This window comes from Amycolatopsis sp. cg5 (assembly GCF_041346955.1).
Taxonomy (GTDB): domain Bacteria; phylum Actinomycetota; class Actinomycetes; order Mycobacteriales; family Pseudonocardiaceae; genus Amycolatopsis.
The window spans coordinates 2,845,620-2,872,580 of record NZ_CP166849.1 but is presented as its reverse complement, the minus strand read 5'-3'; the positions used below and the strand labels follow the sequence as shown (position 1 = coordinate 2,872,580).

General features: G+C 65.4%; 21 protein-coding genes, 1 tRNA gene and 4 pseudogenes. 11 read left to right on the top strand and 15 right to left on the bottom strand.

Going from position 1 to position 26,961, the window contains the following annotated elements:
- The first annotated feature begins 7 nt into the window (after positions 1-7).
- From AB5J62_RS13175 to AB5J62_RS13160, 4 genes are read left to right on the top strand one after another with little or no spacing between them, the layout of a single operon-like run.
- Positions 8-970: a branched-chain amino acid ABC transporter permease gene (locus AB5J62_RS13175; protein ID WP_370948493.1), complete on the top strand. Its 963-nt coding sequence runs from the start codon at positions 8-10 to the stop codon at positions 968-970.
- Positions 967-2,082, top strand: a complete 1,116-nt coding sequence (locus AB5J62_RS13170) for a branched-chain amino acid ABC transporter permease (protein ID WP_370948492.1) — start codon at positions 967-969, stop codon at positions 2,080-2,082. Before AB5J62_RS13175 ends, AB5J62_RS13170 begins: the two co-directional genes overlap by 4 nt.
- Positions 2,079-2,852, top strand: a complete 774-nt coding sequence (locus AB5J62_RS13165) for an ABC transporter ATP-binding protein (RefSeq protein WP_370948491.1) — start codon at positions 2,079-2,081, stop codon at positions 2,850-2,852. The genes AB5J62_RS13170 and AB5J62_RS13165 overlap by 4 nt, the downstream gene beginning before the upstream one ends.
- Positions 2,842-3,555 (top strand): ABC transporter ATP-binding protein, encoded by a 714-nt coding sequence (locus AB5J62_RS13160; RefSeq protein WP_370948490.1) that lies wholly within the window; start codon positions 2,842-2,844, stop codon positions 3,553-3,555. The genes AB5J62_RS13165 and AB5J62_RS13160 overlap by 11 nt, the downstream gene beginning before the upstream one ends.
- Before the next feature lie 51 nt (positions 3,556-3,606).
- Here AB5J62_RS13160 and AB5J62_RS13155 read toward each other — a convergent pair whose 3' ends face one another.
- The 3 genes from AB5J62_RS13155 to AB5J62_RS13145 all read right to left on the bottom strand — a co-directional run bounded on the left by AB5J62_RS13155 (position 3,607) and on the right by AB5J62_RS13145 (position 6,021).
- The gene (locus tag AB5J62_RS13155) at positions 3,607-4,140 is read right to left on the bottom strand and encodes a hypothetical protein (RefSeq protein ID WP_370948489.1); all 534 of its coding nucleotides are present in this window, start codon (positions 4,138-4,140) and stop codon (positions 3,607-3,609) included.
- Positions 4,124-5,329, bottom strand: a complete 1,206-nt coding sequence (locus tag AB5J62_RS13150) for a branched-chain amino acid ABC transporter substrate-binding protein (protein WP_370950251.1) — start codon at positions 5,327-5,329, stop codon at positions 4,124-4,126. Before AB5J62_RS13150 ends, AB5J62_RS13155 begins: the two co-directional genes overlap by 17 nt.
- 80 nt (positions 5,330-5,409) lie before the next feature.
- On the bottom strand, positions 5,410-6,021 hold the full coding sequence (locus AB5J62_RS13145; protein ID WP_091298543.1) for an ANTAR domain-containing response regulator: 612 nt from the start codon (positions 6,019-6,021) through the stop codon (positions 5,410-5,412).
- A gap of 180 nt (positions 6,022-6,201) precedes the next feature.
- Between AB5J62_RS13145 and AB5J62_RS13140 the strand changes: the two genes are divergently transcribed.
- Positions 6,202-6,275, top strand: a tRNA-Leu gene (locus AB5J62_RS13140).
- A 126-nt stretch (positions 6,276-6,401) separates the two neighbouring features.
- Here AB5J62_RS13140 and AB5J62_RS13135 read toward each other — a convergent pair.
- The gene (locus AB5J62_RS13135) at positions 6,402-7,208 is read right to left on the bottom strand and encodes an alpha/beta fold hydrolase (protein WP_370950250.1); all 807 of its coding nucleotides are present in this window, start codon (positions 7,206-7,208) and stop codon (positions 6,402-6,404) included.
- A gap of 187 nt (positions 7,209-7,395) precedes the next feature.
- On the opposite strand from AB5J62_RS13135, the gene AB5J62_RS13130 reads away from it, so the two are divergent.
- On the top strand, positions 7,396-8,067 hold the full coding sequence (locus AB5J62_RS13130; RefSeq protein WP_370948488.1) for a winged helix-turn-helix transcriptional regulator: 672 nt from the start codon (positions 7,396-7,398) through the stop codon (positions 8,065-8,067).
- A gap of 191 nt (positions 8,068-8,258) precedes the next feature.
- Here the strand turns inward: AB5J62_RS13130 and AB5J62_RS13125 are convergent, their stop codons facing one another.
- From AB5J62_RS13125 to AB5J62_RS13105, 5 genes and pseudogenes are all read right to left on the bottom strand, one after another.
- Positions 8,259-8,441 (bottom strand): hypothetical protein, encoded by a 183-nt coding sequence (locus AB5J62_RS13125; RefSeq protein ID WP_370948487.1) that lies wholly within the window; start codon positions 8,439-8,441, stop codon positions 8,259-8,261.
- Positions 8,442-9,133: 692 nt separating this feature from the next.
- Positions 9,134-9,286, bottom strand: a pseudogene (locus AB5J62_RS13120) (hypothetical protein); the annotation flags it as partial.
- 67 nt (positions 9,287-9,353) lie between these two features.
- A complete protein-coding gene (locus AB5J62_RS13115) occupies positions 9,354-11,585 on the bottom strand; it encodes an NB-ARC domain-containing protein (protein ID WP_370948486.1) in 2,232 nt (743 codons plus the stop codon).
- A 311-nt stretch (positions 11,586-11,896) separates the two neighbouring features.
- Entirely contained in the window at positions 11,897-13,609 is a 1,713-nt protein-coding gene (locus AB5J62_RS13110) for a beta strand repeat-containing protein (protein WP_370948485.1), read from the bottom strand.
- A gap of 56 nt (positions 13,610-13,665) precedes the next feature.
- Positions 13,666-14,559 (bottom strand): hypothetical protein, encoded by an 894-nt coding sequence (locus tag AB5J62_RS13105; protein WP_370948484.1) that lies wholly within the window; start codon positions 14,557-14,559, stop codon positions 13,666-13,668.
- A gap of 414 nt (positions 14,560-14,973) precedes the next feature.
- Between AB5J62_RS13105 and AB5J62_RS13100 the strand changes: the two genes are divergently transcribed.
- On the top strand, positions 14,974-15,318 hold the full coding sequence (locus tag AB5J62_RS13100; RefSeq protein WP_370948483.1) for a hypothetical protein: 345 nt from the start codon (positions 14,974-14,976) through the stop codon (positions 15,316-15,318).
- Positions 15,319-15,774: 456 nt separating this feature from the next.
- Here AB5J62_RS13100 and AB5J62_RS13095 read toward each other — a convergent pair.
- Positions 15,775-16,213: pseudogene (locus AB5J62_RS13095) on the bottom strand (IS3 family transposase); the annotation flags it as partial.
- A 132-nt stretch (positions 16,214-16,345) separates the two neighbouring features.
- Between AB5J62_RS13095 and AB5J62_RS13090 the strand changes: the two are divergent.
- Both AB5J62_RS13090 and AB5J62_RS13085 read left to right on the top strand, forming a co-directional pair.
- Positions 16,346-17,430: pseudogene (locus tag AB5J62_RS13090) on the top strand (IS256 family transposase); the annotation flags it as partial.
- Positions 17,431-17,608: 178 nt separating this feature from the next.
- A pseudogene (locus tag AB5J62_RS13085) lies at positions 17,609-18,693 on the top strand (IS256 family transposase); the annotation flags it as partial.
- Between the two features lie 202 nt (positions 18,694-18,895).
- Here AB5J62_RS13085 and AB5J62_RS13080 read toward each other — a convergent pair.
- Both AB5J62_RS13080 and AB5J62_RS13075 read right to left on the bottom strand, forming a co-directional pair.
- Positions 18,896-19,018: a hypothetical protein gene (locus AB5J62_RS13080; RefSeq protein WP_370948482.1), complete on the bottom strand. Its 123-nt coding sequence runs from the start codon at positions 19,016-19,018 to the stop codon at positions 18,896-18,898.
- Positions 19,019-19,123: 105 nt separating this feature from the next.
- Positions 19,124-23,287: an Ig-like domain-containing protein gene (locus tag AB5J62_RS13075; RefSeq protein ID WP_370950249.1), complete on the bottom strand. Its 4,164-nt coding sequence runs from the start codon at positions 23,285-23,287 to the stop codon at positions 19,124-19,126.
- A 786-nt stretch (positions 23,288-24,073) separates the two neighbouring features.
- Here AB5J62_RS13075 and AB5J62_RS13070 point away from each other — a divergent pair.
- Both AB5J62_RS13070 and AB5J62_RS13065 read left to right on the top strand, forming a co-directional pair.
- Positions 24,074-24,538, top strand: coding sequence for a hypothetical protein (locus AB5J62_RS13070; RefSeq protein ID WP_370948481.1), 465 nt, complete (start codon positions 24,074-24,076; stop codon positions 24,536-24,538).
- A 73-nt stretch (positions 24,539-24,611) separates the two neighbouring features.
- Complete coding sequence (locus tag AB5J62_RS13065) at positions 24,612-24,743, top strand: hypothetical protein (protein WP_370948480.1); 132 nt, start codon at positions 24,612-24,614, stop codon at positions 24,741-24,743.
- On the opposite strand, the gene AB5J62_RS13060 is transcribed toward AB5J62_RS13065, so the two are convergent.
- The 3 genes from AB5J62_RS13060 to AB5J62_RS13050 all read right to left on the bottom strand — a co-directional run bounded on the left by AB5J62_RS13060 (position 24,740) and on the right by AB5J62_RS13050 (position 26,913).
- The gene (locus tag AB5J62_RS13060) at positions 24,740-25,441 is read right to left on the bottom strand and encodes an anti-sigma factor domain-containing protein (RefSeq protein ID WP_370948479.1); all 702 of its coding nucleotides are present in this window, start codon (positions 25,439-25,441) and stop codon (positions 24,740-24,742) included. The genes AB5J62_RS13065 and AB5J62_RS13060 overlap by 4 nt on opposite strands.
- Positions 25,438-26,040, bottom strand: a complete 603-nt coding sequence (gene sigK, locus AB5J62_RS13055; protein ID WP_370948478.1) for an ECF RNA polymerase sigma factor SigK — start codon at positions 26,038-26,040, stop codon at positions 25,438-25,440. Before sigK ends, AB5J62_RS13060 begins: the two co-directional genes overlap by 4 nt.
- A 207-nt stretch (positions 26,041-26,247) precedes the next feature.
- The gene (locus tag AB5J62_RS13050; RefSeq protein ID WP_370942040.1) at positions 26,248-26,913 is read right to left on the bottom strand and encodes a fasciclin domain-containing protein; all 666 of its coding nucleotides are present in this window, start codon (positions 26,911-26,913) and stop codon (positions 26,248-26,250) included.
- Positions 26,914-26,961: the final 48 nt, after the last annotated feature.

The following is a 26,961-nucleotide window of genomic DNA, read 5'->3' as shown; positions in this document are numbered from 1 at the left end:
AAACGTCATGCTTCAAGAACTGCAGAACCAGTTCCTGCCGAGCACGATCAGCGGCCTGGTCATCGGTTCCATCTACGCGCTGGTGGCGCTGGGCTACACGATGGTCTACGGCGTACTCCGGCTGATCAACTTCGCGCACTCCGAGATCTTCATGATCGGCACGATCGCGTCGCTGGTCACACTCACCGCGATCGCACCGGCAGGCGCGCTGAGCGGCATCGCCATGATCGGCGTGCTCCTGCTCCTCGTGCTGATCGCGTCGGTCGTCTCCGGCGGCGCCGCGGTGCTGCTCGAACAGATCGCCTACCGGCCGCTCCGGAAGAAGGGCGCGACCAGGCTGGCCGCGCTGATCTCCGCGATCGGCGCCTCCCTGTTCCTGCAGGAGCTGTTCGGGCTGGAGGTCATCAACTGGCTGACCGGCAAGCCCGGCCGCAACCAGCAGTCCGCTCCCCGGTTCGTCGACCGCGACACCGTCTTCTCGATCGGCAACGCCAACATCCGCACCGACCAGATCCTGGTCGTCGTCTCCGCGGTGATCATGATGGTCATCCTCGACCAGCTGGTCAGCCGCACCAGGATCGGCCGTGGTATCCGCGCCACCGCGCAGGACCCGGAAGCGGCCGTCCTGATGGGCGTCAGCATCGACAAGATCGTGCGGATCACCTTCCTCCTCGGTGGCGCGATGGCAGGCGCGGCCGCCGCGCTGTACGTAATGGAGATCGAGAACACCAACTATCGCATCGGGTTCGTGCTGGGCATCAAGGCGTTCACCGCCGCCGTGCTCGGCGGCATCGGCAACCTGCGCGGCGCCCTGCTCGGCGGCATCGTGCTCGGCCTGGTCGAAACCTGGAGCGCGATCTTCCTCGGCTCCCAGTGGAACGACGTCACCGCGTTCGTGATCCTGGTGCTCGTGCTGATGTTCCGCCCGACCGGCATCCTCGGTGAATCGCTGCAAAGGGCACGCGCATGAAAGGCGAAGCAGTGGCTACAAAGAAAGGCTTCCATCCGATCGATGGAATGCGTGACTGGTGGGCTGATGCCCCGCAGTGGCAGCGCTACGGCGTTTACATCGCACTGCTCGTTTTCGCTCTGATCCTGCCCGCGCCCGCGATCGGCCAGTTCATGTCGCCGGACGCGGACTGGACCGGTGTGCTGGTCTACCCGGTCGGCACCTACATTCTGCTGGCGGTCGGCCTCAACATCGTCGTCGGCCACGCCGGCATGCTCGACCTCGGTTTCGTGGCGTTCTTCGCGATCGGCGCGTACACCTTCGCGTACTTCGGCACGAAGCACGGCTGGTCCTTCTGGGGCACGCTGGTGGTCGGCATCTTCCTGGCCGCGCTGTCCGGCGTCATCCTCGGCGCGCCGACACTGCGGCTGCGCGGCGACTATCTGGCGATCGTGACGCTCGGCTTCGGTGAGATCGTCCGGATCACCGCGAACAACACCGACGAGATCGGTGGCGCGCGCGGTATCACCAACATCCCGCACCCGGAACCCGTGTTCGGCATGGAGTTCATCCTGGACGCGGCGCCGTACTACTACCTGATGGTCGGCGCGATCACGCTGGTGATCATCTTCTCGGTGCGGCTGCACCGCAGCCGGGTCGGCCGGGCATGGGCCGCGATCCGCGAGGACGAGGACGCGGCCGAGCTGATGGGCGTGCCGACGTTCAAGTTCAAGCTGCTGGCCTTCGCGATCGGCGCCATGATCGGTGGCTTCGCCGGTGGCATCCACGCCAGCCGCGCGGTCTTCATCCAGCCGGAGACGTTCCCGTTCATCCTGTCGGCGACCATCCTCGCGGCGGTCGTGCTCGGTGGCGCGGGCAACCTGCCCGGCGTCATCTTCGGCGCCTTCGTGATCGGCTGGCTGCCCGAGAGGTTCCGCTTCCTGTCCGAGTACCGCATCCTCGCCTTCGGCGCCGTGCTGGTGCTGATGATGGCGCTGCGGCCGGAGGGCCTGCTGCCGTCGAGGCAGCGTAAAGCCGAACTAAGAGAAGGAACCGGCGGGATGGGGGCCATGGGCGGCGAAGTCGCGGGCCCCGACTCCGACTCCACCGCCGCGGAGGTGGGAACCAAATGACCGCAGTGCTCGAACTCGACAACGTGACCATGCGCTTCGGCGGCGTGGTGGCGTTGAAGGAAGTCAACATCAGCATCAACGAGGGTGAGATCTTCGCCCTCATCGGGCCGAACGGCGCGGGCAAGACCACGGTGTTCAACGTGGTCACCGGCGTTTACCAGCCGTCCGAGGGTCAGGTTCGCTTCAACGGCGACCAGATCAACGGCATGAAGCGGTTCAAGGTCACCAAGAGCGGCATCGCGCGCACCTTCCAGAACATCCGCCTGTTCCACAACATGACGGCGCTGGAAAACGTGATGGTCGGCGTCGACGCGCACCACAAGACCGGCGCGATCGGCGCGACGCTCGGCCTGCCATGGCACCGCAAGGAAGAGAAGCAAGGCCGCGAGAAGGCCGCTGAGCTGCTCGACTTCGTCGGCATCTCCGGCCGTGGCAGCGACGCGGCGAAGAACCTCTCCTACGGTGACCAGCGCAGGCTCGAGATCGCGCGTGCGCTCGCGACGGACCCGAAGCTGCTGCTGCTCGACGAGCCCGCCGCCGGCATGAACCCGGCGGAGAAGGTCTCACTGCAGCAGCTCATCCGCAAGATCCGCGATGACGGGCGCACGGTGCTCCTCATCGAGCACGACATGAGCCTGGTCATGCACGTGTCCGACCGGCTCGCGGTGCTCGACTTCGGCCAGAAGATCGCAGAAGGGCTCCCGCACGAGGTGCAGAACAACCCGAAGGTCATCGAGGCCTACCTGGGGGTGTCCGAAGATGCTTCTTGAGGTCAAGGACATCAACGTCCACTACGGGAAGATCGCCGCGCTCAAGGGCATCTCACTCGAGGTCAACGAAGGCGAGATCGTCTCGCTCATCGGCGCCAACGGCGCGGGCAAGACGACCACGCTGAAGACGATCTCCGGGCTGCGTCCGCTGACCAGCGGGCAGATCCTGTTCAACGGCCAGGACATCTCGAAGACGCCTGGCCACAAGCGGGTCATGCTGGGCATCGGCCAGTCACCGGAAGGCCGCGGGGTGTTCCCCGGCATGACGGTGCAGGAGAACCTCCTGATGGGCGCCTACACCCGCAAGGACAAGCTCGACGCGGATCTCGAAGAGGTCTACGGGCTGTTCCCCCGGCTGAACGAGCGCAAGACCCAGTTCGGCGGCACGATGTCCGGTGGCGAGCAGCAGATGATCGCCATCGGCCGCGCGCTGATGACCAAGCCGAAGGTGCTGCTGCTGGACGAGCCGTCCATGGGGCTGGCGCCGAAGCTGATCGCGCAGATCTTCGACATCATCAAGGAGATCAACAAGCGCGGCACGACGGTGCTGCTGGTCGAGCAGAACGCGCAGCAGGCGCTGAAGCTGTCCGACCGGGCGTACGTGCTGGAGACCGGCGCGGTGGTCAAGAGCGCACGCGGCGCCGACCTGCTGGACGACCCGCAGGTACGGGCCGCCTACCTCGGCGGCGACCTGGGCGTCTGACGCCTTTTCGGTGATGCCCCCTTCGCTTGGCGGAGGGGGCATCACCACGTTTCAGGCCAGTTTGATGTCGGTGCCGGTGAGGTTCTTGACGTCGATCAGCGTCGGGCCGCCGAAAGCCCGCAGCGCGACGGGTTTCGCGTCCTTGGCGATGTCGTAGTAGAGATCGAACTCGACCCGGACCGTCGGGCCGAGGTCGAATTTGTCCGGTTGCCGCTTGATGGTCATCGCCTGCTGGTCGGGGTCGGCGACGGCGCCACCGTCCAGCACGAGCTGCTGGCGCCTGGCGTCGAAGAGAACGGTGCTGAGGCCCGTCCCGGTCACCACGAGACGGATCCTGGTGAACTTGCCCTTGGCGTTGAACTCAGCGTGGCTGCCGGTGATCGTGGGAATGGCGGACGTCAAACCGATCAGCGTGAACTCGGTGTCACCATTGCGCGCGGGTGACACCTTGAGCGCCTGCTCGCCGGCACGCACCGGCCGCGCGCCCAGGTCGTAGGTCACCGGCCCGGGAGCGGGCTCGGCCGCGCAGGCGGAGACCGCGAGTGCGAGCGAGACCACCACCGCGCGCCTAGCTGATCTGGACATTGGTCACGATCTTCCCGTTTTCGACCCGATAGCTCCACACCGGCGCTTCCTCCGGTTCCCCGTTCTTATCCCAGCGGAACCGCTTGGTCAGTCCCTGCCCGGAATAGGTGCGCACGAAATCGAGCAGCCCGGCGCGGTCGGCGATGCCCTTGTCGATCCCCTTGAGCAGGATCGTCGCGGCGTCGTAGGCCTCAGCCGAGTACGTGCCCGGCGCGTGGCCTTCCATGCTCCGGTACGCGACGGTGAAGTCCCTGAAGTTGTCCTCCGGCACGCACGGGCAGGTGAAGTAGGCATTCGCGGCTGCCTTGCCCGCCGCCCGGATGAACTCGTCGTTCTTGACCCCGTCCGGCCCGACGAACTTGGCCGTGACACCGGCGGCGTCGAGCTGCTGGGCCAGCGGCCCCGCTTCAGGGTAGTAACCGGCGTAGAAGATGGCGTCGGGCTTTTCCGCGGTCATCTTGGTGACCACGGCGGTGAAGTCGGTCTGCTTGGTCTTGACCCTGTCCGTGCACGAGGACGTCCCCGCCAGCGCCTGCGTCACGGACTTCCCCAGGTCGACACCGAACGGGGTGTCATCGGCGACCACACACACCTTGGCGGCCTTGAGCATCCCGGTGAGGAATTTCGCCGCCGCGGGCGCCTGCGCGGCGTCGCTGCCCAGCCCCCGGAAGAAGGTTTTCCACCCATACGTGGTCAGCGAGCTGTTCGTGGCCGAAGGCGTGATCTGCACCAGCCCAGCCTGGTCGAAGAGGTTGCCGACCGCTTTCGCCTCACCGGAGAACGACGGCCCCACCACGCCGAGCACAGCCTTTTCTCCGACGATCTCGTTGACGACACCGGGCGCCTTCTCGGCCTTCCCTTCGGTGTCGTACCGCTTCAGTTCGACCTGGCACCCAGGGTTCGCCCGATTGTGCAGCTGGACCGCGAGGTCGACGCCGTAGAAGATGTTCTGCCCGAGCGCGGCGTTCTCCCCGTTGATCGTCCCGGCGTAGGCGATCGCGACCTTCGCGCACTGCCCGAGCCCATCTCCCCTGGGATCGGCCGCGTCAATGGCCACCTTCGGCACCGCGCCCGCTGCCGTTTCGGCGCTCCCCCTGGTTAGCGGGTCATCCGTCCCGCAGCCGCTCACCACCAGCGAGATGACCAAGGCAGCTGCGATGACCCGCGATCTCGACACTCGTTCCTCCATCACGGGCGCTGAAGTTAGCGGCCGGACGTGACAATGCCCAGCCCCGGCAGTCGGGTTGTGCCCACCTCGTGACGCGGAGGTCAGCCGATGCTGTCCACGACGGCTTCCGCGACCGCTTTCATGGTCGTGCGGCGGTCCATGGCGGTGCGCTGGATCCATCGGAAAGCCTCGGGTTCGGTCAGCCCTTGGCCGGTCATCAACAGCCCCTTGGCCCGATCGATGACCTTCCGCGTCTCCAGCCGATCGGTCAGACCGGCCACCTCCGACTCGAGAGCCTGAAGTTCAGCGAATCGGGAAACGGCCAACTCGATCGCGGGAACAAGGTCACGCTTCGCGAACGGCTTCACCAGGTAGGCCATGGTGCCGGCGTCCCGCGCCCGCTCCACCAGATCACGCTGGCTGAACGCGGTCAGAATGACCACGGGAGCGACCCGGTCCCCGGTGATCTTGGCCGCGGCCTCGATCCCGTCGAGCTTCGGCATCTTCACGTCGAGGATCACCAGATCGGGCTTCAGCTCGGCGGCCAGCTTGATCGCCTGTTCCCCATCACCGGCCTCACCGACCACCTGGTAGCCCTCCTCGCGGAGCATCTCCACCAGATCGAGCCGGATGAGCGCCTCGTCCTCCGCGACGAGCACCCGACGTTGCGGCACGGTGGCAACACCGTTGGCCTCGGCAGCCTGGTCGGTCACCGGGGTCCTCCTGAGGGCTCGTGGGGATGTGACACGCGGTCTCCCGCGAACCAAAAGCCTACCGGGAACGATCCAGTCAGCCAGATGGCGTTCACCACGTGAGTGACGCCGCCCACCTGGGGATGACCGGTAACCCGCTTGCGGAGGGTCACTGGCCGTCCCGTAGAGTCCTCGCATCGCGCCCCCGTAGCCCAATCGGCAGAGGCAACGGTCTCAAAAACCGTCCAGTGTGCGTTCGAGTCGCACCGGGGGCACATACAGGATGCACACAGGTCGAGTCCGATGATCCGGTCGAACGCATCGCGACGGGCTCGCAGCGTGGTGTCAGAGACCCGGTGTTCGAGGATTGCTTCGATGTCGCCCCCCGACGCCCCCGTGGGTTACTGGTTGAAGAACGTCTTCAGTGCACGGGCCATGAGTTCGGGGTCGACGACGTGTCCCTGCCCGTCGAGCGTGTGTCGTTCGGTCTGGGGAATGGCAGCAATCATCGCTTTCGCGGCGCGGTCGAAGAAGTCGGCCGGGAGGCCTGCGAACTGGGGCTGGGTGGTTGGACCCTCGGTGGTCACCAGGACCGACTGAGTGATGCGGGCAAGCCGGTTTGTGGGGATCTTGTAGTCATTGAGGACCATGGCGTCCTTGACGAGCGTGTGGGCGAGCGCGACGGACGAGGCCCAGAACGGGTGCTGTTTGCCGGCCGCGATGTCCGCGTCGGGTCCGCCGGTAAGCCTCATGAACAGTTCCAGTAGCTCCTCGTCCCGGCCGGCTTTGTCTGCCTCGTGGGTGTCCGCGAGGTACTGGTTGAACCTCGGCCACAGGTCGTCCCCGATCACGTACGGCACATCCCACACCGCGATCTTGTCGATCGCCGAACCTGCCGCTGCTGCCTCCAGCGCGAGGGCGCCGCCAGATGAGGCGCCGTACAAGTGAGCCGAGCCGCCGGCTGCCGCAATCAGCGCGTCGAGGTCTTCCACCTCCCGCGCCACGGCGTACGGCGGTGTATTGCCGCTGTCGGCCCGGCCGCGTCGTGCGTAGTTGTAGACCGTGAAATGGTTGGCAAGGAGCCGGGCCAGCGGCGCGTTCTCAGCGCCGTCGTCCAGGGTGCCGCCGACGAGGATCACTGTCGGGCCAGTGCCTTTCCGGTCGTAGGCGATCCTCGTACCGTCGGCGGACGTCACACGAAGTGTCATCTCGTTCACTGCTTCTCTCCCTTTCTCGATGCGTGGTCGTCACCGTCGGAGCATGTCGACCAAGGACCACCCGGGGGCCCCGTCGCCGTGCCGTGTGTAGCCGATGACGGCGCCGTCGACGGAGGCCACAGATTTGCGCTCCTAATTTAGGAGCATTCACACCTGTTGCGCAAGTACAATCGGGTGCATGAGCAAGAAGCGACTGTTCGACGACCCCTGCGGCATCGCGCGAGCGCTGAATGCGGTCGGCGAGCGGTGGGCGTTGCTCGTCGTGCGGGAGCTGATCTTCGGCCCGAAGCGCTACTCCGACCTGCACCGCGGGCTGCCGCAGATGAGCCAGAACGTCCTCGCGCAGCGGTTGCGCGAGCTCGAAGCCGACGGCCTGGTGCGGCGAAGGCGTCTGGGACCGCCCGCGCCCGCCGCCGTGTATGAACTCACGGAGCGCGGGCAGGAACTGGAGCCCGTGCTCCGCGCGCTCGCCCACTGGGGCAGCCGCGCACCGCTGTCCGAGGACGGCGCGGCGGAACTGAGCGTCGACGCGCTGCTGTTCGCCCTGCGCGCGACCTTCGATCCGGCACTGGCGGGTGAGCTGTCGCTGCGCTGCCAGCTGGACGTCGCGGGCGATCGGTTCCGCATCACCGTTGCGGGCGGGCGCCTTGAGTTGGACCGCGGTGAGCACGCCGAACCCGAGGCGTTGCTGACCGTGCCGGAGGCGGCGACCTTGCGCGATCTGGTGTTCGCCGGTGCGGCGCTGCACGACGCCGTCGAGCGGGCAGACACCGAGGTGGCGGGCGATACCGCGCGGCTCGCCGCACTGCTGCACTGCTTTCCCGCAGCCGTGCGGTATCCGGCGCCATAGGACCCCGGGCCGCCAGATACCGCCGTCAGCGCAAGAAGTCGTCGGGGGTGAGCGGCAGTCCGCGGACCCCGGACACCGGTGGCGAGGTTATGTCGGCCGACAGTTCAGACTCCGCGGGCTCGCGGAACTCATCGCCGAGACGACGACGCACCACTTGGACAGCGACCCGCGGCTCAACGCCTGGCGCTGGTCTACGACCGAGCATGATCGACTTGTTGCAGCAGCCCATCCCCTAACGGGCGGAACAGCGGGTCGTCGCCGGTGAACGCCTCCGCGAACACGGTCCTGCGGAAGCACGGCCCGTTGTCGGTGACCACCGCGACCGGTGCGGGAGCTTCGCCGATGACGAAGTCGTCGGCGTCGATGACATCCATCCAGCCCCGGTCGGCGCGGAACCCGGATGGCAGCAGCAGCCCGCGCCTTCGTCGACGGCGGCGAGCTCGTCGACGAAGGTGTCGCACCTGCGGCGCTGTACGGTCGGGGTATCCGCGCGGGTGTCCGGCCTCGCGCTCATCGCGAGCCGCCGCTCGGGTTGGCCAGTACTGGGGAGGTCGTTTCTCCTCCCGAGTCAGCCGGGGCGACTTCTCCCCCGTCTTGAGCGGAGACCTCTCCCTGATTCCTGCGGATCTCGACGTCCGGGCAGACGAGCTTGTGTCGGTGGAGGACATCGACCGCGACCGCGACCGCGATCGCGGTGGTCACCCACTACCGCAGAAAAGCTGCAGCGAGGCGCAGCCGCCAGCGGCAAGTCACGGCGGCTCGATGCACGTCAAGCCATGTCCAGGTTCACCGAATCGACCACCTACTGCTCGACGACGCCGCCACTCTGCGCGAGATGAAGACGCTGGCGAACGTCAGCCGCATCCTGAGGAAGCCCGTGGTCCTCGTACAGGGCAGCAGCTTCAAGCCAACAACCGACAGCCTCTTCGACTTGTCCCAGAACGTGCAGTGAAATTGCGATGGTGTCAAGCGAACGAGCGAGTTCCCGCAAGAAGATGGCCGTGGTACGACTGAGGTTTATCGCCTCCCGACTGCAAGCGATGGCCTTATCGTGCGCCTCAAGTCCCTGCCAGGCCCTTGCGATCTGCGTTAATGCACGTGCCTCACCAGGTTTGTCTCCCGCCTTCCGACGCAATGCCAAGCCGCGACGGGTGTGTTCAAGCGCTTGCCGGTAGCGACCAAGTCCCGTAAGTGCCGATCCGATATTGCCCTCGACCACAGCTTCCCAGCGTCCTGTATCGATTCCCACGCTCAGTTGCAGCGCTCGCTCGAGCCGCGGTAGCGCGTCAGCGAAATGGTGCCTTCGCAGCGCCAGCAACCCAAGTGAATTGAGCGTCCAGACTTGCAGCGTTATGTGATCTAATTCCTGCGCGATACTCGCCGCAGCAGTGCAGGCCGAGTAAGCAACATCCCACTGACGAAGTCGAATCGCTGTGTCCCCGCGCCTGGCCAGGAACCACGCTTCGGAAACCTGATCCCCCCATGCGACGCGCTGCGTTCAACCCAGCCTCCAAGGCAATAATCTTGTCTTGCCAATCACCAAAGGCCCCCACGACGTGGGAAATATCTGCCAGGCGGACTACCTGTTGATTCATTTGATGTCGCGTAGTGAAGTCAAGGGCGGCGAGCAGATTCACGCGTTCTGCACCAAGCCAGTCCCAGGCTTCGGCGAAGGTACCGATCGGATACGGATAGCCTGGTTCGGTTATAACGTTTGTTTGCAAAGTATTTGCAGGATGCGGAGGCCTTTTGGCTGTATGAGCAGTATGCGTGTACCACACCAGCAGCGAGTCGAGAGCCAGGCGACGGTCAGCCGGGGCATCATGTTGTTCAGCTTTCTCTGCGGCATAGGCCCGCAACAGATCGTGAAATTGGTAGCGGCCGCGGGGCGTGGGTTCGATCAGGTGCGCTTCGGTCAGGGCGACCAGGAGGGCCCGGGTATCGATGGGGGCAAGCTCCGCAACCGCAGCTGCGGCGGGCAAGGACAGGTCCGGCCCGGGATGGAGTCCAAGGCGGCGAAATAGCCTGGCCTGATCAGTTGAAAGCCGGCGGTAGGACCAGTCGAACACCGCACGCACCGCCGCTCGCTCATCACCGCCCAGGCTCAGAGCGTCCAGCCGGGCGCGGTCGTCAGCAAGCTCGGTGACAATGTCGCCGACGGTGGTGTGGGGGTGGTCGGCGATGCGGCTGGCAGCGATACGCAGCGCCAGCGGCAGCCTCGCGCACAGCCGGATCAGTTCGTGCACCGCGCCAGGTTCATTGAATGTGCGGTCGGAGCCGATGACACCAGTGACAAGTTCGTGCGCCTCGGGTGGAGTGAGCAGATCGAGAGTGAGACGGTGTGCTGCTTCGGTCACAACGAGGCCCGTGAGGCTCGCCCGACTGGTAACCAGCACCATGCATCCTGCCGTTCCGGGCAGCAGAGGACGGATCTGGTCGGGATGGTTCGCATTGTCGAGGACGATCAGCATCCGTTTCCCTGCCAGTAAGGATCGGAACAGTGCCGATTGCCCTTCAGTACCTGCGGGGATCTTCTGCGTTGGGACATCAAGGGCGCGCAGGAACTGCTCAAGAACCTCGCCAGGAGTTGCGGGTTCGCCAGGGCCGTAGCCGCGAAGATTGGCGTGCAAGGTGCCGTCGGGGAAGTGATGGGCCACACGGTGTCCCCAGTGCACCGCGAGAGTGGTCTTGCCGATTCCGGCTGTGCCGTCTACTGCGGAGATCACCACTGCGGACTGTCGTCCACCATGCTTATGGAAATTGCCGGGAAGCAAAGCGTCAAGGGTGGTGAGGTGCTCGACGCGCCCCGTAAAGTCCCGCACAGCCGCAGGTAGCTGCCGTGGCACCATCGCCGCGCCCTTGCTGACAGAGGCTGGCGCCACAGCTGAGGCGCCGCCAGGTGAGCAGAATGTCGCGATGGCACTTTCGGATGGGTACGGGTGGTCAGGCAACGTAACCCATCCGAGGGTGGTGGTCTCCTTCACTTGCAGCTCAACCGGTCGCCAAGTAGCCGGTGCGGCGCCCGGTGTGTGACGTACAACGTCGTCGAAGAACCACCCGGAGGCAATCATTGCCAGCAGCCCAGGCGATGCGGCTAGCGCGGCTTTCAACGGCTCGGCGTCGTTGAGCCTGAAGGTTAGAGTGAGAGAGGACGAAGTGACGCCATAGTTGTCGTAATGGACTTCTCCGGCGTGCAGTGCCACGCGCAAGCGAATTCGTTGAGCGTCAGCGTGGGTGTCATTGTGCACTCGCAGCCCTGTCACGAGCAGCGGCGGCACCGCCTCGACAAAAACAGCTTTGTCCGCTTCAGCTGGAACCAGTATGAATATCGAGTCCCCGCGATCCTCGTGGTAGCAACTTTTCCAAGGCACGCCTGCACTATCGAACGCTTTTTTGACAACCTGATAAAGACCGTCGCGTACCGCGCGTTGATGCAGGTTGGTGCGCCGCTGGTCGCCGAAACCTTCGACATCCACTACCACGATCGTGTGATGCCGAGTCTCGCGCTGCTCCTTCACCTTAACCGCTCCTCCCCAAGCTTCCCTGTGCCCGGACGGCAAGAGACTCGTAGAGGATCGCAAACCTAGACTAGAAGTGAAACCGACTGTCGGCGCAATGCTGCTCAAAAGTCCTTAACTGCGATGACCGCTCTGGCCGTTGCCGACATAGATGCCTACATAGATGGATATTGCCGGGGCTATAGAACACGAGATCCGCTGGTCGCAGCGCGGCGAGCCCTTGCTCGCGCTGGGCCATCGGCATTCCCCGCCCGACAACGCGGGGCACCGGATCTCTCCGGTGCCCCGCGCATGGTGCTTCCCGCGAACCGTCAGACGGTATGACGGGCGGTGTTCCAGCCGGTGGCGGTGACGTCGGCGTCGCCGCCGTTGCCCGCATGGCCGGAGTTGCCGCCGGTGGTGGTGCTGGTGTTCGAGGCGTCGCCGGTCGAGCCGGTGACGCCGGTGTCACCCGAGTTGCCCGACGTCACCGTGGTGTGCGACGTCGTGCCGTGCTCGTGCTTCCAGCCACCGTGGTGACGGCCCTGCTGCTCGTGCCCGCGGGTCGAGGTGACGGCGGTGTTACCGCCGGTCGAGCCCGAGTCGCCCGAGTTGCCGGACTTGCCCGTCACTGCCTTGTTGCGGCTGGTGGCGTTTCCGGCGTCGCCGGAATTGCCACCGTTACCGCCCTTGGCGGCGCCGGTCACGACACCCAGAACGCTCGTGTCGCCGCTCTGGTTGTGCCGGTTCCAGTTCCAGCGGTGTCCGCTGTTGTTCATCGCGGAGTTCTGCGCGGAGCTGACCACGGTGGCGTCGCCGCCGTTGCCCGCCCAGCCGGAGTTCCCACCGGTGGTGGTGCTGGTGTTGCTCGCGTTACCGGTCGAGCCGGTGGCACCCGTGGCACCGGAGTTTCCCGACGTCACCGTGGTGCTCGACTTCGTGCCGTCGTTGTTCCAGCCGCAGCCGCAGCCGTGGCCACGGCCTTCCTGCTGACCGCCCACGGTCCACACGATCGCGCTGTTGCCACCAGTGGAACCGGAGTCACCCGAGTTGCCAGAATTCCCGGTCACCGCGTTGTTGTCGCTGGTGGCGTTCCCGGCATCGCCGGAATTGCCGCCGTTGCCACCCCTGGCAGTTCCCGTGGCCCAGCCCAGGACGCCCGTCTGGCCGCCCTGCTCGTGCCGGTTCCAGCCCCAGCCGTGCCCACCGTGGTTCGTCACGGAATTCCGGCCGTCGCTGACGACGGAGGCGTCGCCGCCGTTACCCGCGTCGCCGGAGTGTCCGCCGGTGGTGGCGCTGGTGTTGCTCGCGTCACCGGTTGCCCCGGTAGCGCCGGTGTCTCCGGAGTCACCCGAGGTCACCGTGGTGTCGCACGTCGCCAGCACGCACAGGCCGTAGGCGCTGTTCCCGCCGGTCGAGCCGGAGTTGCCCGAGCTGCCGGAGTTCCCGCTGACGGCGGAGTTGCCGCTGGTGGCGTTGCCGGCATCACCGGAGTTGCCACCGTTGCCGCCCTTCGCGGTGCCGGTCACCGAGCCCACGGCTGCGAGGATCCCGCCTCGCGAGGAGTGCCCGCCCCGCGCCCCGGCCGTGTTCTCGCCGGAGGACGCCGCGGTCCCGGAGCCGCCGTGGCCGGCGTTCCCGGAGTTGCCACCCGTCGTGGTGCTGGTGTTGCCCGCGTTGCCGGTCGAGCCGGTCGCGCCGGTGTTCCCGGAGTCGCCCGAGGACACCGACGTGCTGCACTTCGCGAGCACACAGACGCCGTAGGCGCTGTTGTGCCCGGTGGAACCGGAGTTGCCCGAGTCACCGGAGTTCCCGCTGACAGCGTTGTTGCTGCTGCTCGCGTTCCCGCCGGCACCCGAGTCACCGCCGTCGCCGCCGTTGCCGGTCGCCGAGGCAGTTCCGCCGACCACCGAGTGCAGCGTGTCACCGAGCCCGCCGAGCGGACCGGAGTTCCCGGTGTCGGCACTGGCCACCGCCGACCCCAGCAGGACGAACCCGCCGGAGATGAACGCGGCGGTCAGGCCGCGTCGCACATACTTGTGCATGACTTTCCCTTTCCTGACACTCTGTCCATTGTGGATTTGAGGGTGGAAAGGGTTCGTCAGCTCGGATGGTCGTTGCCGTAGTACTTCAGCCAGTACAACGGCCACGCGCCGGCTGGAGGTGCCCGCCACAGGCGATCCGTACCCGGCATGACCGAACCGGACGCGGTCACGGCGTACTCGCCACCGTGCTGACCGCCGGCACCCACAAACGTCGCCCCGCTCATCGCGGACACGTCCGCAGGCAACCCGCCGCCGCCCGCTCCGGACATCGGACCGGCGATACCGGCCGCGTCCGAACTCGCTTCCCCGGCACCGTGCCGGGAACCGATCCGAGCGTCTGGGCGACGCTGCGCCGCACTCCGCGTGAGGACACCCGGACCGGGCCTGGTGTCCGATACGGTTTGCTCACCCGGGATGCCTGCCGCCGGCGGAGTAGTGACATCTCCGCGAGGGGCGGGTTTCGCCGGCTGCCCGGTCACCGCAGCGACCACACGTTCGGCCCCGATCGCCCGCACCACCGGCTCGGTTACCGGGGCCACCGCGTGCAGGACCGGCGAGGTCGCACGCAGAACGGGCTCGGTCACCGGCCGCAGCGCGGACAGCACCGGTTCCGCCGCGTGCGACACCGGACAAGTCAGCGGCGCGAGCGAGCGCTCAAGCCCCCTCGTGCCCGGCGTCACCGTCGAGGCGACCTGCGACGTCACCGAGTGCACCGTGCCCGTGACCGGTTTGACAGCCGGCCCGACCGGCTTGAGGACACCATGCACGGTGCCCTCGAATCGATCGAGCAGACCAGGCTGGTCCTGCGGCGGCCCACCTTCCGACGCCTCCGCGGCACCCGAAACAGCCATGGCCAGCAGGGTGAATCCGAACAACGCACCAGCCACCACGAGCAGCCGCAGCACCAACGGGTGCCCGGCCGGTGTGTCATCAGTCAGGGAAGTATCCATCCATCTCACCCCCTTCCGGATGTCGACTTCACCATCAGCCGTAGTTCGGGACGAAGACCGTCGCCGGATTGGGTGAAAATCAAAGTTTTTTATTTCGCTCAGATGAGTTTCATGTCGCTGAGCAACGGGTAGCCCTCATGTTTTTCTCGGCAGCACATTGCCTCCAACGTGGACTGCACGCAACAGATCCGCGTAGCGACGGGCGCCGTCGCACCGCTCCGCCATCCGCACACACGAGCGGGACGACCTCGTATCGTCGTTCTACCGGCATACCGTGACCGGCACGCGCACCGCGACGACATCACCGGCGGCCGAGCGGTGACTGTTCACGACGAGGGCGACGGCGCGAAGTGTAAGAAGACCGTAAGAGGGTACTCCCGAAATTCGGGTGGGCAATAAAAAGGAGCGAGCGCCATGAGCGCACTCAAGACACAGATACCCACGCAGTCAGCGCGCATGCTGAAGACCCGGGTTCTGGCCGCGGACGCGACGATCACCATCACGGCGGAAGGCCGGTTAAGCGGGGCCGGCATCATCAGGCTGATGGCCGAACTCGCCGAAGGACTCGAATTGTGTTGTGGCGTGGTGGTTCTGGACGTGACCGCATGCCAATGTGAAGGGAACGCGGTTGTCAGTGTCATCCACGAGGCCATAGTCCAGGCCGCTCCGGCGCGCTGCAGCGTGCGCGTCGTCACCGCCGATGTCGACGTCGCGATCGCATTGGACCGGGCTGAAATTGCCCGCACCATGCGGTCCTGACCTCGACTTATCCACCGCGACACAAAGCAAACAGTCCGCTTGCCGGCCCATCGACCGACAGACGACCACCGACCGGACTGGCACGGGCCGCAAGACTTCGCCATGGGAAGCCGCAGAGATGGCCGAGAAGAAGCCGTGGCCGCAGCGAAGGAAGCACTCGCGACCGTCCTAGCGGCGTTGCGGGAGTTCGATGACCGCTGACTTCTGCTTCATTCACGTCGGCTTCAGCGGCGATCACCGTAGATGCGTTGCGAGACTTGGTGTTCTGCTCGGTTGAACGTTCAGTCTTGCTGGCTGACCTTATGGGTACCGGTGAAGCCGGACGGGCGTTCACCGGAGGCGTGCCGGGCGGCGAGTGTCTCGCGGGCGTCGGCTGGGTTCCATGTGTTGTCGGGTGTTCCGCGTTGTCCGGCTTGGGACTGCCCCGAGTCTGGTTGTCACTGGGGGTGTGGTGTTTCAGGCCGCTTCTGCGGTGGTGTAGATGGTCTCAAACTCGATGGGGGTGAGTTTGCCGAGGGCTCGTTGCCGGCGTTCGCGGTGGTATTTCGTTTCGATCCAGGTGACGATCGCCAGGCGCAGCTCTTCTCTGGTTTTCCAGCGTCGGGTGTCGAGAACGTTCTTTTGCAGCAATGAGAAGAACGATTCCATGGCGGTAGGACGTGGACCGGAACTGACTGCCCCGATCCGAATGCACGATCACTCCGGCCGGGCCGCGCAGCGTGATCGCGTTACGCAGTGCGGCGACCGCGAGTGAAGACCGATACCCGTCTGCCGGATCGTCGGCGTGGATGTCGAGCGCGGCGTTGATCAGATGGGCGTCGTCCCAATCGCGCTGCGACACCGGATTGGAGAGCCACTGGTAGTAGGCCTGCCGAGAGATCCCGAGCACCCCGCACGCGGGCGTGTCACGCCAACTGTGTAGGTCGGGGGTGTACCAAGATCGACCGGCCTGGTGGGCGGTCGGAAGGGACACCGAGTGACGCAGAACACATCGCCTCGTCGCAGTGACGAGGCGGCGGCGCGGCAGCTGGCGGAGACGTTCTCGCCGGAGACGATCGACGCGCTGCTGAAGGACGCCAAAGCGGCCGGAACGCCGATCGACGGCGTGAACGGCTTGCTGAATCAAATGACCAAAGCGGTCCTCGAGCGGGCGTTGCAGGCCGAGATGACCGACCATTTAGGCTATGACGCCGGCGACCCCTCCGGTCGCGGTTCCGGCAATTCGCGGAACGGGAAGTCGACCAAGACGGTGTCGACGATGAACGGTCCGGTCGATATCGAGGTTCCGCGTGACCGGAACGGGTCTTTGAACCCGCGATCGTGCCGAAGCGATCTCGTCGGATCGGCAACATCGACGACATGATCCTGTCGCTGTATTCCCGGGGCATGACCACCCGCGACATCGAAGCTCATTTGCTGGAAGTTTATGGCGTGAATGCCTCCCGGGAATTGATATCTAACGTGACCGATGTCGTGGTCGACGAGATCAAAGCGTGGCAATCACGTCCGCTCGACGAGGTGTATCCGATCCTGTATGTGGATGGAATCCGGATCCGCGTCAAAGACAACGGCGTGGTGACCACCAAAGTCGCCTACCTGGCCATCGGTGTCGACGTGGATGGCCGCAAACATGCCCTCGGCTGCTGGATCCAGGACACCGAGGCCGCGAAGTTCTGGCAGAAGGTCGTCACCGACCTGCGCAACCGTGGTGTCAAGGACATCCTCATCGCCTGCTGCGACGGCCTGACCGGTCTTCCCGACGCGATCAAAGTGATCTTTCCTGACACGGTCGTGCAGACCTGCGTGGTCCACGTCATCCGCAACGCCTCGAAATTCGTGTCCTACAACGACCGCAAAAAGATCGCCACATCGATGCGCGAGATCTACTGCGCCCCCACCATTGAAGGCGCCGAACTCGCCCTGGCCGAATTCGACAAGAAATGGGGGCAACAATACCCAGGCGCCATCGACGTGTGGCGCAACGCCTGGCACGACCTCATCCCATTCCTCGACTACCCGCCCGAACTCCGCAAAATCGTCTACACCACCAACGCCATCGAATCCATCAACTTCCAACTCCGCAAAATCACCAAGAACCGCGGACACTTCCCCGACAAAGATCACCTCTGACTTACACAGAAATCGTGACAGGCTCCCGCACGGGCGTGTCACGCCAACTGTGTAGGTCGGGGGTGTACCAAGATCGACCGGCCTGGTGGGCGGTCGGAAGGGACACCGAGTGACGCAGAACACATCGCCTCGTCGCAGTGACGAGGCGGCGGCGCGGCAGCTGGCGGAGACGTTCTCGCCGGAGACGATCGACGCGCTGCTGAAGGACGCCAAAGCGGCCGGAACGCCGATCGACGGCGTGAACGGCTTGCTGAATCAAATGACCAAAGCGGTCCTCGAGCGGGCGTTGCAGGCCGAGATGACCGACCATTTAGGCTATGACGCCGGCGACCCCTCCGGTCGCGGTTCCGGCAATTCGCGGAACGGGAAGTCGACCAAGACGGTGTCGACGATGAACGGTCCGGTCGATATCGAGGTTCCGCGTGACCGGAACGGGTCTTTTGAACCCGCGATCGTGCCGAAGCGATCTCGTCGGATCGGCAACATCGACGACATGATCCTGTCGCTGTATTCCCGGGGCATGACCACCCGCGACATCGAAGCTCATTTGCTGGAAGTTTATGGCGTGAATGCCTCCCGGGAATTGATATCTAACGTGACCGATGTCGTGGTCGACGAGATCAAAGCGTGGCAATCACGTCCGCTCGACGAGGTGTATCCGATCCTGTATGTGGATGGAATCCGGATCCGCGTCAAAGACAACGGCGTGGTGACCACCAAAGTCGCCTACCTGGCCATCGGTGTCGACGTGGATGGCCGCAAACATGCCCTCGGCTGCTGGATCCAGGACACCGAGGCCGCGAAGTTCTGGCAGAAGGTCGTCACCGACCTGCGCAACCGTGGTGTCAAGGACATCCTCATCGCCTGCTGCGACGGCCTGACCGGTCTTCCCGACGCGATCAAAGTGATCTTTCCTGACACGGTCGTGCAGACCTGCGTGGTCCACGTCATCCGCAACGCCTCGAAATTCGTGTCCTACAACGACCGCAAAAAGATCGCCACATCGATGCGCGAGATCTACTGCGCCCCACCATTGAAGGCGCCGAACTCGCCCTGGCCGAATTCGACAAGAAATGGGGGCAACAATACCCAGGCGCCATCGACGTGTGGCGCAACGCCTGGCACGACCTCATCCCATTCCTCGACTACCCGCCCGAACTCCGCAAAATCGTCTACACCACCAACGCCATCGAATCCATCAACTTCCAACTCCGCAAAATCACCAAGAACCGCGGACACTTCCCCGACAAAGATCACCTCTGACTTACACAGAAATCGTGACAGGCTCCCGCACGCAGATTCCCGTGCGCGAGATACGCGGCCGCTGTGCGCAAAACCTCATTCTCCTGCTCGAGCAGCCGGTTACGTTTGCGCAGTTCCCGCAGCTCAGCCGACTCATCCGACGTCCCGCCAGGCCGTTACCGTCCTCAACATCGGCGTCACGCATCTAGTTCGCCAAGCATGTCTCGGAGATCCCGAAGTCCTTCGCGACCTGCTTCAACGGCACCTGACGCTGCCGGGCGACCGCCACGACATCGTCCCGGAACTCACGAGGATGAGGCTTAGGCACGACTGACATCCTTCCAAACAAGGCCGAAGCCTCGCAGATCAGGTGTCAACCAAACCCTGAGCAGTTCCATGATCGGGAGTTGCGCCGAACGTTTACAGTCCCGGTCTACTGGCTGGATGGTGGGGTGGGTGGCGGGCTTGAGAGTTGGTTCATGGTGACCTGGGCGGTGGCCGTGCGGCCCAGCCCGTCCATGAGCGTGTACTTGAAGGCGGCATAGGTGACTCCGGCTGACGGAGTAAAGGTGAAGTCACCGTTTGCGTAGATCTTCATTTTCCCGTTGACGATGTCGCTGGTGCCGACGACGGTGAGTCCGATGCCCGTGTCGTTGTAGAGCACGTTGCCTTGGACGATTTGGCCGTCAAGGACGTAGCGGTTGTCATTGGCCACTGGGGCGGCAGGGCTGGTGTCGGGCAGGGTGAGGCTGGTCGAGGTCAGAATTCGGTCGGAGTCCGGCGAGCGCCAGGTGAGCTGGAGCCGGTTGGCGAACGTGGTCAGGTTCGGCGGGGTGTCGATTCGGTTGCGCACGAGGATCAGTGCTGGGGTGGTCCAGGTGATGCCGTCTTGGCTGGACACGAGGTCCAGTTCCGGTGCGATGTTGCCGTAGTTGCGCCATGACACGTAGATCCGGCCGCCGAGCGTCGTGATCGACGGCGCCGAAGCCTTCTGCGCGACCACGGTTGACCGGACGTTCCAGGTGCCGGTGCCGAACGGGCTGCTCGCCAGTTTGACGCTGGAGTCGTCGGTCCAGGCCATCAGAAGCAGGCCGTTGTAGGCCGCGAGTGTGGGGGCCGTATCGGTTTTCACGCCGATCATGACCTGCTGGTACGGCGCCCAGCTCGCGCCATCGGTGCTGCTGGAGACGTAGATGTCCCTGTTGTCGGCCCCACCTCGGGACACCGCGTACAGCTTGCCGTCGAACACGGTCATTTTCGGGTTCAGCGCCCCGCCCGGATCGCCGGTGCCGCCTGCCCGATCGGTCCAATGCACGCCGTCGTCGCTGGTGAGAGTGCGCTTGTCCTGCGTTCCCTTGTACAGCACGATCAAGTGACCGCCGAACGCCGCGATCGACGGCTCGCTCGCCACCGGCGCATTCGCCGGCAACCGTACCGGCGGGTCCCATCGGTAGCCGTCGGCGGACGCGGCGACGTAGATGTCGCCGCCCGAGACGTACATCGTGTACTGCTTGCCGTTGAGCGACACCATCGACGGCGCGTACTGCGCGTTGCCGTTCTCACCGACGACGCTGGCCGAGCGCCACGACTCCTCGCGTGGGCCGGGAACCGGGATGTCGTCGACCTGGGCACCGAGATCGGCGTTCGGCCGAATCTGCTTGGTCGTGGTCCACAGGTGCTGCAACACCCGCTGGGTGTCGGGCAGGGTCTGGTCGGCGCCTTCGTACCGGTACCGGAACTGATCTCTGATCCGCTGCTTCAGCTGTTCCACTCGCAGCGACGCGGTGGCGGCCAGGCAATTGAGATAGGGGTCCGAGGCGTCCACTCCTTGCAGCTGCGGGCAAACGCCGTTGAGGGACTGGTCGTACAGGTTGTCCTCACGAGCGTTCTTCCCGGCGAGCAGGTTCGCCGCGGCCTTGGCGAACGCGTTCCCGATCAGGTTGCCCTTGGCCGGGTCGCTGTCCGGTAATCCGTTGTCCCCCACCAGCAACTGGTGCAGTGTCGTGTCGGACTGCCACGCGCGCGGGAACCCGAGCTGGGTGTAGGCGCCCAGCAGCTGCACTCCGACGTTGACGTTGTCCGCCAGGTTGTGCGCCACCATGTCGCTGATGCTGGTGTAGTACGCGGCCTGGTGCTGCCGGAGGAAGTCGGCGACCTTGACCCGCAATGCGCTCAGCTGGTCCGCGTTGAGCAGGGACTGGCCCTCGTCCTGGAACACCTTGAGGAACTTGGCCTGCCAATTCTGCAGCACCGGGTCCAGTGCCTTGATCGGCGGTGGGCAACTGCCTGTCCCGCCGTAGTCGAGCGTTTCGCAACGCTGGATCTGCATTCCGTTCGACACGTGGGCCGAGGTCGTCCGGACATCTTTGCGCTGTGCGCCGTCAACCGGCCAGGTTTCGGTGAACGTGACGTTGAGATCACCGGTGGTGGTGGCGATGCTGCAGGGGTAGTAGCGGCCTTCGCCCTCGCACTGGCCACGGGTCTTGACCGTCTGGACGTTCTCCCACGCGGGGGTGTAGCAGACATCCCAGTTGTCCAGCTGCGGCAAGAGGTTACGGACGAACATCTCCGGCGCCGGCAGCTTCGTTCCATCCACAGTGGACGGTGTGAGGATCCGGTGGGCGTCGCTGGTTTCGCCGCAGACCGGCACCTGCGGGACTTTCTTCAGGTCAGTACGGTTGTCCGTGTGCTGCTCGGTGTCGCCGAACAGCTGGTACTTGCCGCCGGTGATGATGTCCTGCTGTGGTCTGAGTTTTCGGAAGAAGGTGGCGAGCCGGCTGAGGTAGTCGGTGGGCAGCGCCTCGAACAGCTTGTTCGGCCTGCCACCGGCGGCGGGTGTGCTGAACTTCAGCGCGGCGTCGCGGATCGCGAGGCCCGCGCCGAGTACGTCACGGGCTCGGTTCGGATTGATCTGGGTGGCCAGATCCGGGTTCTGCGACGACAGCTTGTCGTACGCCGTCGCGGCGATCCGCCAGGTGTCCGGGTTGCCGAGCATCGGCCCGACCACCGGGAACTTGTCGTCGTAGGCCGCCTGCGCGTAGGACGACAGATAGCGGATCATCCCGTCAGGGCCGTAGTTGGCCAGCGCGTCCGTCACGGTCCCGTCGTCGATACCCGTGACGGTTCGCGGCACGACGAAGCCTGGTTCGGTGGCCGTCTGGGTCGCCCCGGTGTAGTAGAGGTTCTCCGCGTTCTCGTACTGGGGGTAGGTGACCTGGCGGCCGGGGTGGTTCGCGGTGTAGTCGATCAGCAGGTTCGCGTTGACCCAGGTGTCCTGCAGATACAGTCCGGCGGTGGCCGCGAGCTGCATCTTGCCGGCCACCTGCATCTGCTGTTCGAGATGGCTGAGGTTCTCGCCGATCTGGGTGACATTGCTCTTGACGTAAGCGACGCCTTTCCACAGCTCCCCGAGCTGGTCGGACAGTCCCTGGTAGACGGCGTTCAGCCGGGTGTCGATTTCGTCGAACCGCGCGTGCATCTCCGTGCGCAGCTTGTCGATCTGCTCACGCAGTTTCTTGATCTGGTCGAGAATCACCTGGTCTGTCGACTGCCCGCCAAGGCCGGCCAGCAGCGAGGTCAGGGTGCCGACCATGCCCAGGACGTTGCCGGTGAACGCGACCGTGGCGAGGGAGAACACCTCGTTGATCGCCTGAGCGGAGGCGACCAGCTTGTTCAGGTCGGTCGCGATCGCCAGCACCCCGCTGGCGAACTTGGCCACGTCCTTGGCGTCGGAGTCGTCACCGATCGCCTTGAAGAACAGGCTGACCACGTCCAGTGCGGTCTTGCCCGCGTTGATGTACTTCTGCCGTTCCTTTTCGCCTTTGTCCGCGTCCGCGGCGGCTTTGTCCCCCTGGGCCGGAGGGGTCTTCGCCGACACCGTGTAGTCGTCGAACATCTGCTTGCGCTCGGCGTAGGTCTGGTCCACGAGGTCTTTGAACTTCGCCGTCGCCGCAGCCCTCACCTCGTTGGGGGCCTCCAGGTGCATCAGCGTCGGCAGGTCGAGCTTCGCCTGCAGAGCGGGGATCTTGCCGAGCTCGACCGGCGAGGCCATGACGTCGACGGCGACACGGTTGCCTAGGACCGTGTTCCAGCCGGCGGCGAACGACGCGTCCGCGCGGGCTGCGCTGGACACAGCCTGCCAGACCGTGTTCTGCGCGGTGTTGAAGGCCTCGCTCCAGATGTAGTCCGGGAGCCGGTCGCTGAGCCGGTCCTCGATCCGCGCGCTGAGCGGGGTGACGTCCCGTCCCGCGTAGGCAGCCTGCAGCCCGCGCACGTTCGGCCCGACCACTGCGGCAGGAGCGCCGAGAACACCACTCAACGCCGCACCCATCAGCTCGTCCGACGCGTGTTTCCGGATCGTCTCGGGAACCGCGGTGTCCGCCTTCTGCCGGATCGCGGTCAAGTGTCCGGTAAGGACGGTCTGTGCCGCAGTGGGATTCGCGCCCCGCCAGTCGAGCAACTCAGCGCTGCTGACCAGGTCAATCAGGAAGTCGGGCTCGGGCTCGAGCGTGCGCAACGCGCCGCCGAGCATCGTCCCGGCGAGTCCGGCAGGCTCGGTCTCCGCCGCCTCAGCCGTGGGAACGTCGAGCACACACATCCCGATCACGGCCGCGAGGATTGCGACCAACGCGCGAGGCCGATGTCTGCGATACAACAAGAGGAATCTCCAGCTCGTCATGAGTGACCTCGGACGCGAAGCGGCGCAGAGACGCCGCCGTCCGGCTGCAGACGACGCTACCCAGTACGGTCACCGCGACCTTGCCCTATCGGGTAGCCGAAGGTGCCAGAGATCGAGTATCCCTTGTCCAGAGCGATCATCTCGGCGCGTCACCCAACGGGTCCTCGAGATCAACAGGGACCTTGGCGCCCATCGATTCCGTTTCAGTCTTGCCGCCTGCCAACCGGGCAGAGCGGCCCAGGTCACATCGGCGTGCAGCCAGGCAGTTGCGACGCACGCTCCGGCTTTACCAGCCCGCAGATCTCCGAGTCGTTCAGCACCCGGGTGTAGACCCGAGACTCAGAGAGTCAGCCGACGTCCTTTCCAGGCGAGCCGAGCGCCCTTTGCGTGGCCGGGACGTCGCGCCGAGCACCCCGAACGCTACCGCAAGAAACCCACCTGACAGCGCGTACTTCAGCACGTTCCCCTTGAGCACCGCCACGTAGCCGTTCACCGACGACTCCTCTCGATCCTCGCCGCCGCGACGGCACCACTGTCATCGCAGCTTGGAACAAGCCGGTTCGGCATCGATTCATCGGCGGTTCAAACCACTAGTGTCGCCGGGTGCGAATATCGCCGGGTCGCCGAGCACCAGCCCGATTGCCACCGTTCTGACTATCGGTCAGACTCATCCACACCAAGACCATTGCCGAAGGGATCATTCACGTGGACGCGTCCGAAGCCGGCGACGGACGGCGGCGGCCGAGTACCCGGTTGATTCTGGTCATGACCGCGGTGGTGATCGTCGCGATCGCCGTAACCGTCTACCTCACGGTCCACGCCAACCCGCAGGCGACCGCTGACGGAACAGCCGAAGAGATCGCGGACGTGATGACCTCGGGCGACGATCCGGCACTGCGGGCACTGTTCTGCCCACGTGACTCCGGCCTCCCGCCCGTGCCCGTGCCCCTCGTCACCTCCGCGACTCCCGTTTCAGTCAGCGCCATCGAGGTCAAGGACGACGTGGCGGGCGTGCTGCTGACACGGCAACGCGACCGGCTAGGGCCGTTCGGCGTGCTGCTCGTCAGGAGCGACAACGGCAACTGGTGTGTCTTCGGCTTCAAGACCTGCATCGCCACGGTCACCGCGGCCACGATTCTCAAACCGCAGTACACCCGATTCTGCTCCTAGCCCGAGCTGCGAACGCGCCGCACGGTCGGCAACGGAATGAACCCCGGTGATGTCGAAGGTCCGCCGTCTGGCAATGACCGAGGTGGTCGCGGGCACCTATCTGGTCCAGGTGTCCTGTGTGGACTCATTCACGCAGGCGACGACGGGGACGTTCACCACGAACCTGTACTTCACCGACGCGAAGCACTACCAGGCGAACGGCTAGGCGAGGGGAACGCGGATCACCGCCGGAGTCGTCGGTTGTGATGAGCCCGCCGCCGGTTCGGTCGTGACGGCGACACGGTCGGCGCCGGCGGGGAGCGCCACGGTCAGCTTCCCGGATTCCGTGTGCAGCAGCCCTGCGGACTGGGCTCCTCTCGGCCCGATGACCCACAGCTGATAAGCACGACCCACGCCGAGCGCGGGCAGCGCGCGTGCGGTGATCACCGCTTCGCCGCGCTGGCGGGAGAAGTCCACCACCAGAGAGCCGCCGCCGGTGCCACTCGCACGCACGACGCTCGCGTCCGGCGCGGCGGCGGGCTCGGCGATCTGAGCGGGCGGTGCGGGATCTGGCCTTAGCGCACCGATGCCGATCCCAGCGACGAGTGACACCGCGGCGGCGATGGCCGCCACCGCGATGACCACGCGGGTGCGCCATGACCGGCGTTCAGGCGATTCGATCTCAGGCGAGGGCGGGAGCTGCCTGGTCTCCGCGATTTCGGTGAGCACTCTGCTGCGCAGCCGAGTGCTCGGCAGCGCGCTCATGGCCGTCCCGAGTCTCGCGGCGGTCTCCCGGAATCCGGCGACTTCGCGGGCGCAGGTCGGGCAGTGGGCGAGATGGCGGGTGAACGCGGCGCGTTCCAGGTCGGTGACGGCGTCGAGCGCGTAGGCACCTGCCAATGTGTGGACCTCGGCGATGCTCATCGGAGGACTCCCAACGCGTCGCGCAGGCGGATCATGCCGTCACGCATGCGGGTCTTGACCGTGCTGGTCGCGACGCCGAGTTTCTCGGCGACCTCTGGGTAGGTGAGTCCCTGGAAATAGGCGAGCAGGATGGACTCGCGCTGGAGTTCGGTCAACGCCGACAACGCCTGGCGTACCTGGTTGTTGTCCTCTGTGGACAGTACTGCTTCGGCGACGTCATCGTAGGGCCGGCGCAGGTCGAGCAGGTCCGCGCGGTCCTCACGGTCGCGGGCGGACTGCTCGTGGCGGACCCGGTCGACCGCCCGGCGGTGCGCGATCGTCAGCGCCCATGTCGTGACTTTCGCGCGTGCCGGGTCGTACTGGGCGGCCTTGCGCCAGATCTCGAGCAGCACTTCCTGCGTGACCTCTTCGGCCTGGGCGCGGGAACGCAGGACCTGCAGCGCCGTGCCGAAGATCGGTCCGGCGAGCTGGTCGTAGAGCGCGGAAAACGCGTGCTCGTCGCCCAGCGCGACCCGCCCGATGAGTTCCTCGGGCGCCGAGACGGTGACGGTGGTCGGTGGTAGTCGAAGAGCAGTGATGGTGGCGCTTGCGGCGGCCATGGCTATTCCTTCCCGGCCGGAGCCGAACCCGCGCCCGCGGTGCACGAACCGCGCTGTGGACGAGCTGTCAGAAGTGATTCGTTGGCCTCAGGCCCGCGTATTGGTAACGAATATCCGGAAACCCGCCCATACAAAAACGGTGGCCGGTGGAATCGCTTGTCGGCGATTCCACCGGCCACCGTCAGTCCCTTGTGGACTTGAATCGGGTCACGCCGGGGGCATGAGCACCGAGTCGATCAGGTACACGGTCGCGTTGGCGGTGTGCACGCCGCCGCAGATCACGTTGGCGTCATTGACCTTCAGCGCGTCCTTGCTGCCGCTGACCTTGACCACACCCTTCTGCAGCGAGGTCTGGTCGCCGACGATCTTGTCGGGCGCGACCTGACCCGCGACGACGTGGTAGGTCAGGATCTTGGTGAGCAGCGCGTCGTCGGTCTTGAGCTTGTCGATGGTCGCGGCGTCGATCTTCGCGAACGCGGCGTCGACCGGCGCGAACACCGTGAACTCACCGCCGTTGAGCGTCGAGACCAGGTTGACCTTGGGGTTGAGCTTCCCGGACACCGCCGACACCAGCGTGGTCAGCAGCGGATTGTTGCTCGCGGCGACCGCGACCGGGTCAGCGGACATCCCGGCGACCGAACCCGGTCCACTCGGGACCTTCTCCGCGTACCCCGCACACCCGGAACCGACCAGATCCTTGGCAGGGTCCATCTTCGCGGCCGACGACGGCATCGCAGCCGACGACGGCGCGGCGGCGGGGGCGCTGCTGCTCGCGGCGGTGTTCGAACCCGCGTCACTGCCACACGCCGAGACAACAAGAGCGAAAGCGGCCACACCGGCTGCCAGGGTACCGCTGCGAATGCTGCGCTTCATGACTGATAACTCCTAAGTCTGAGATGACAGCCCACCATGGGCCGGAAG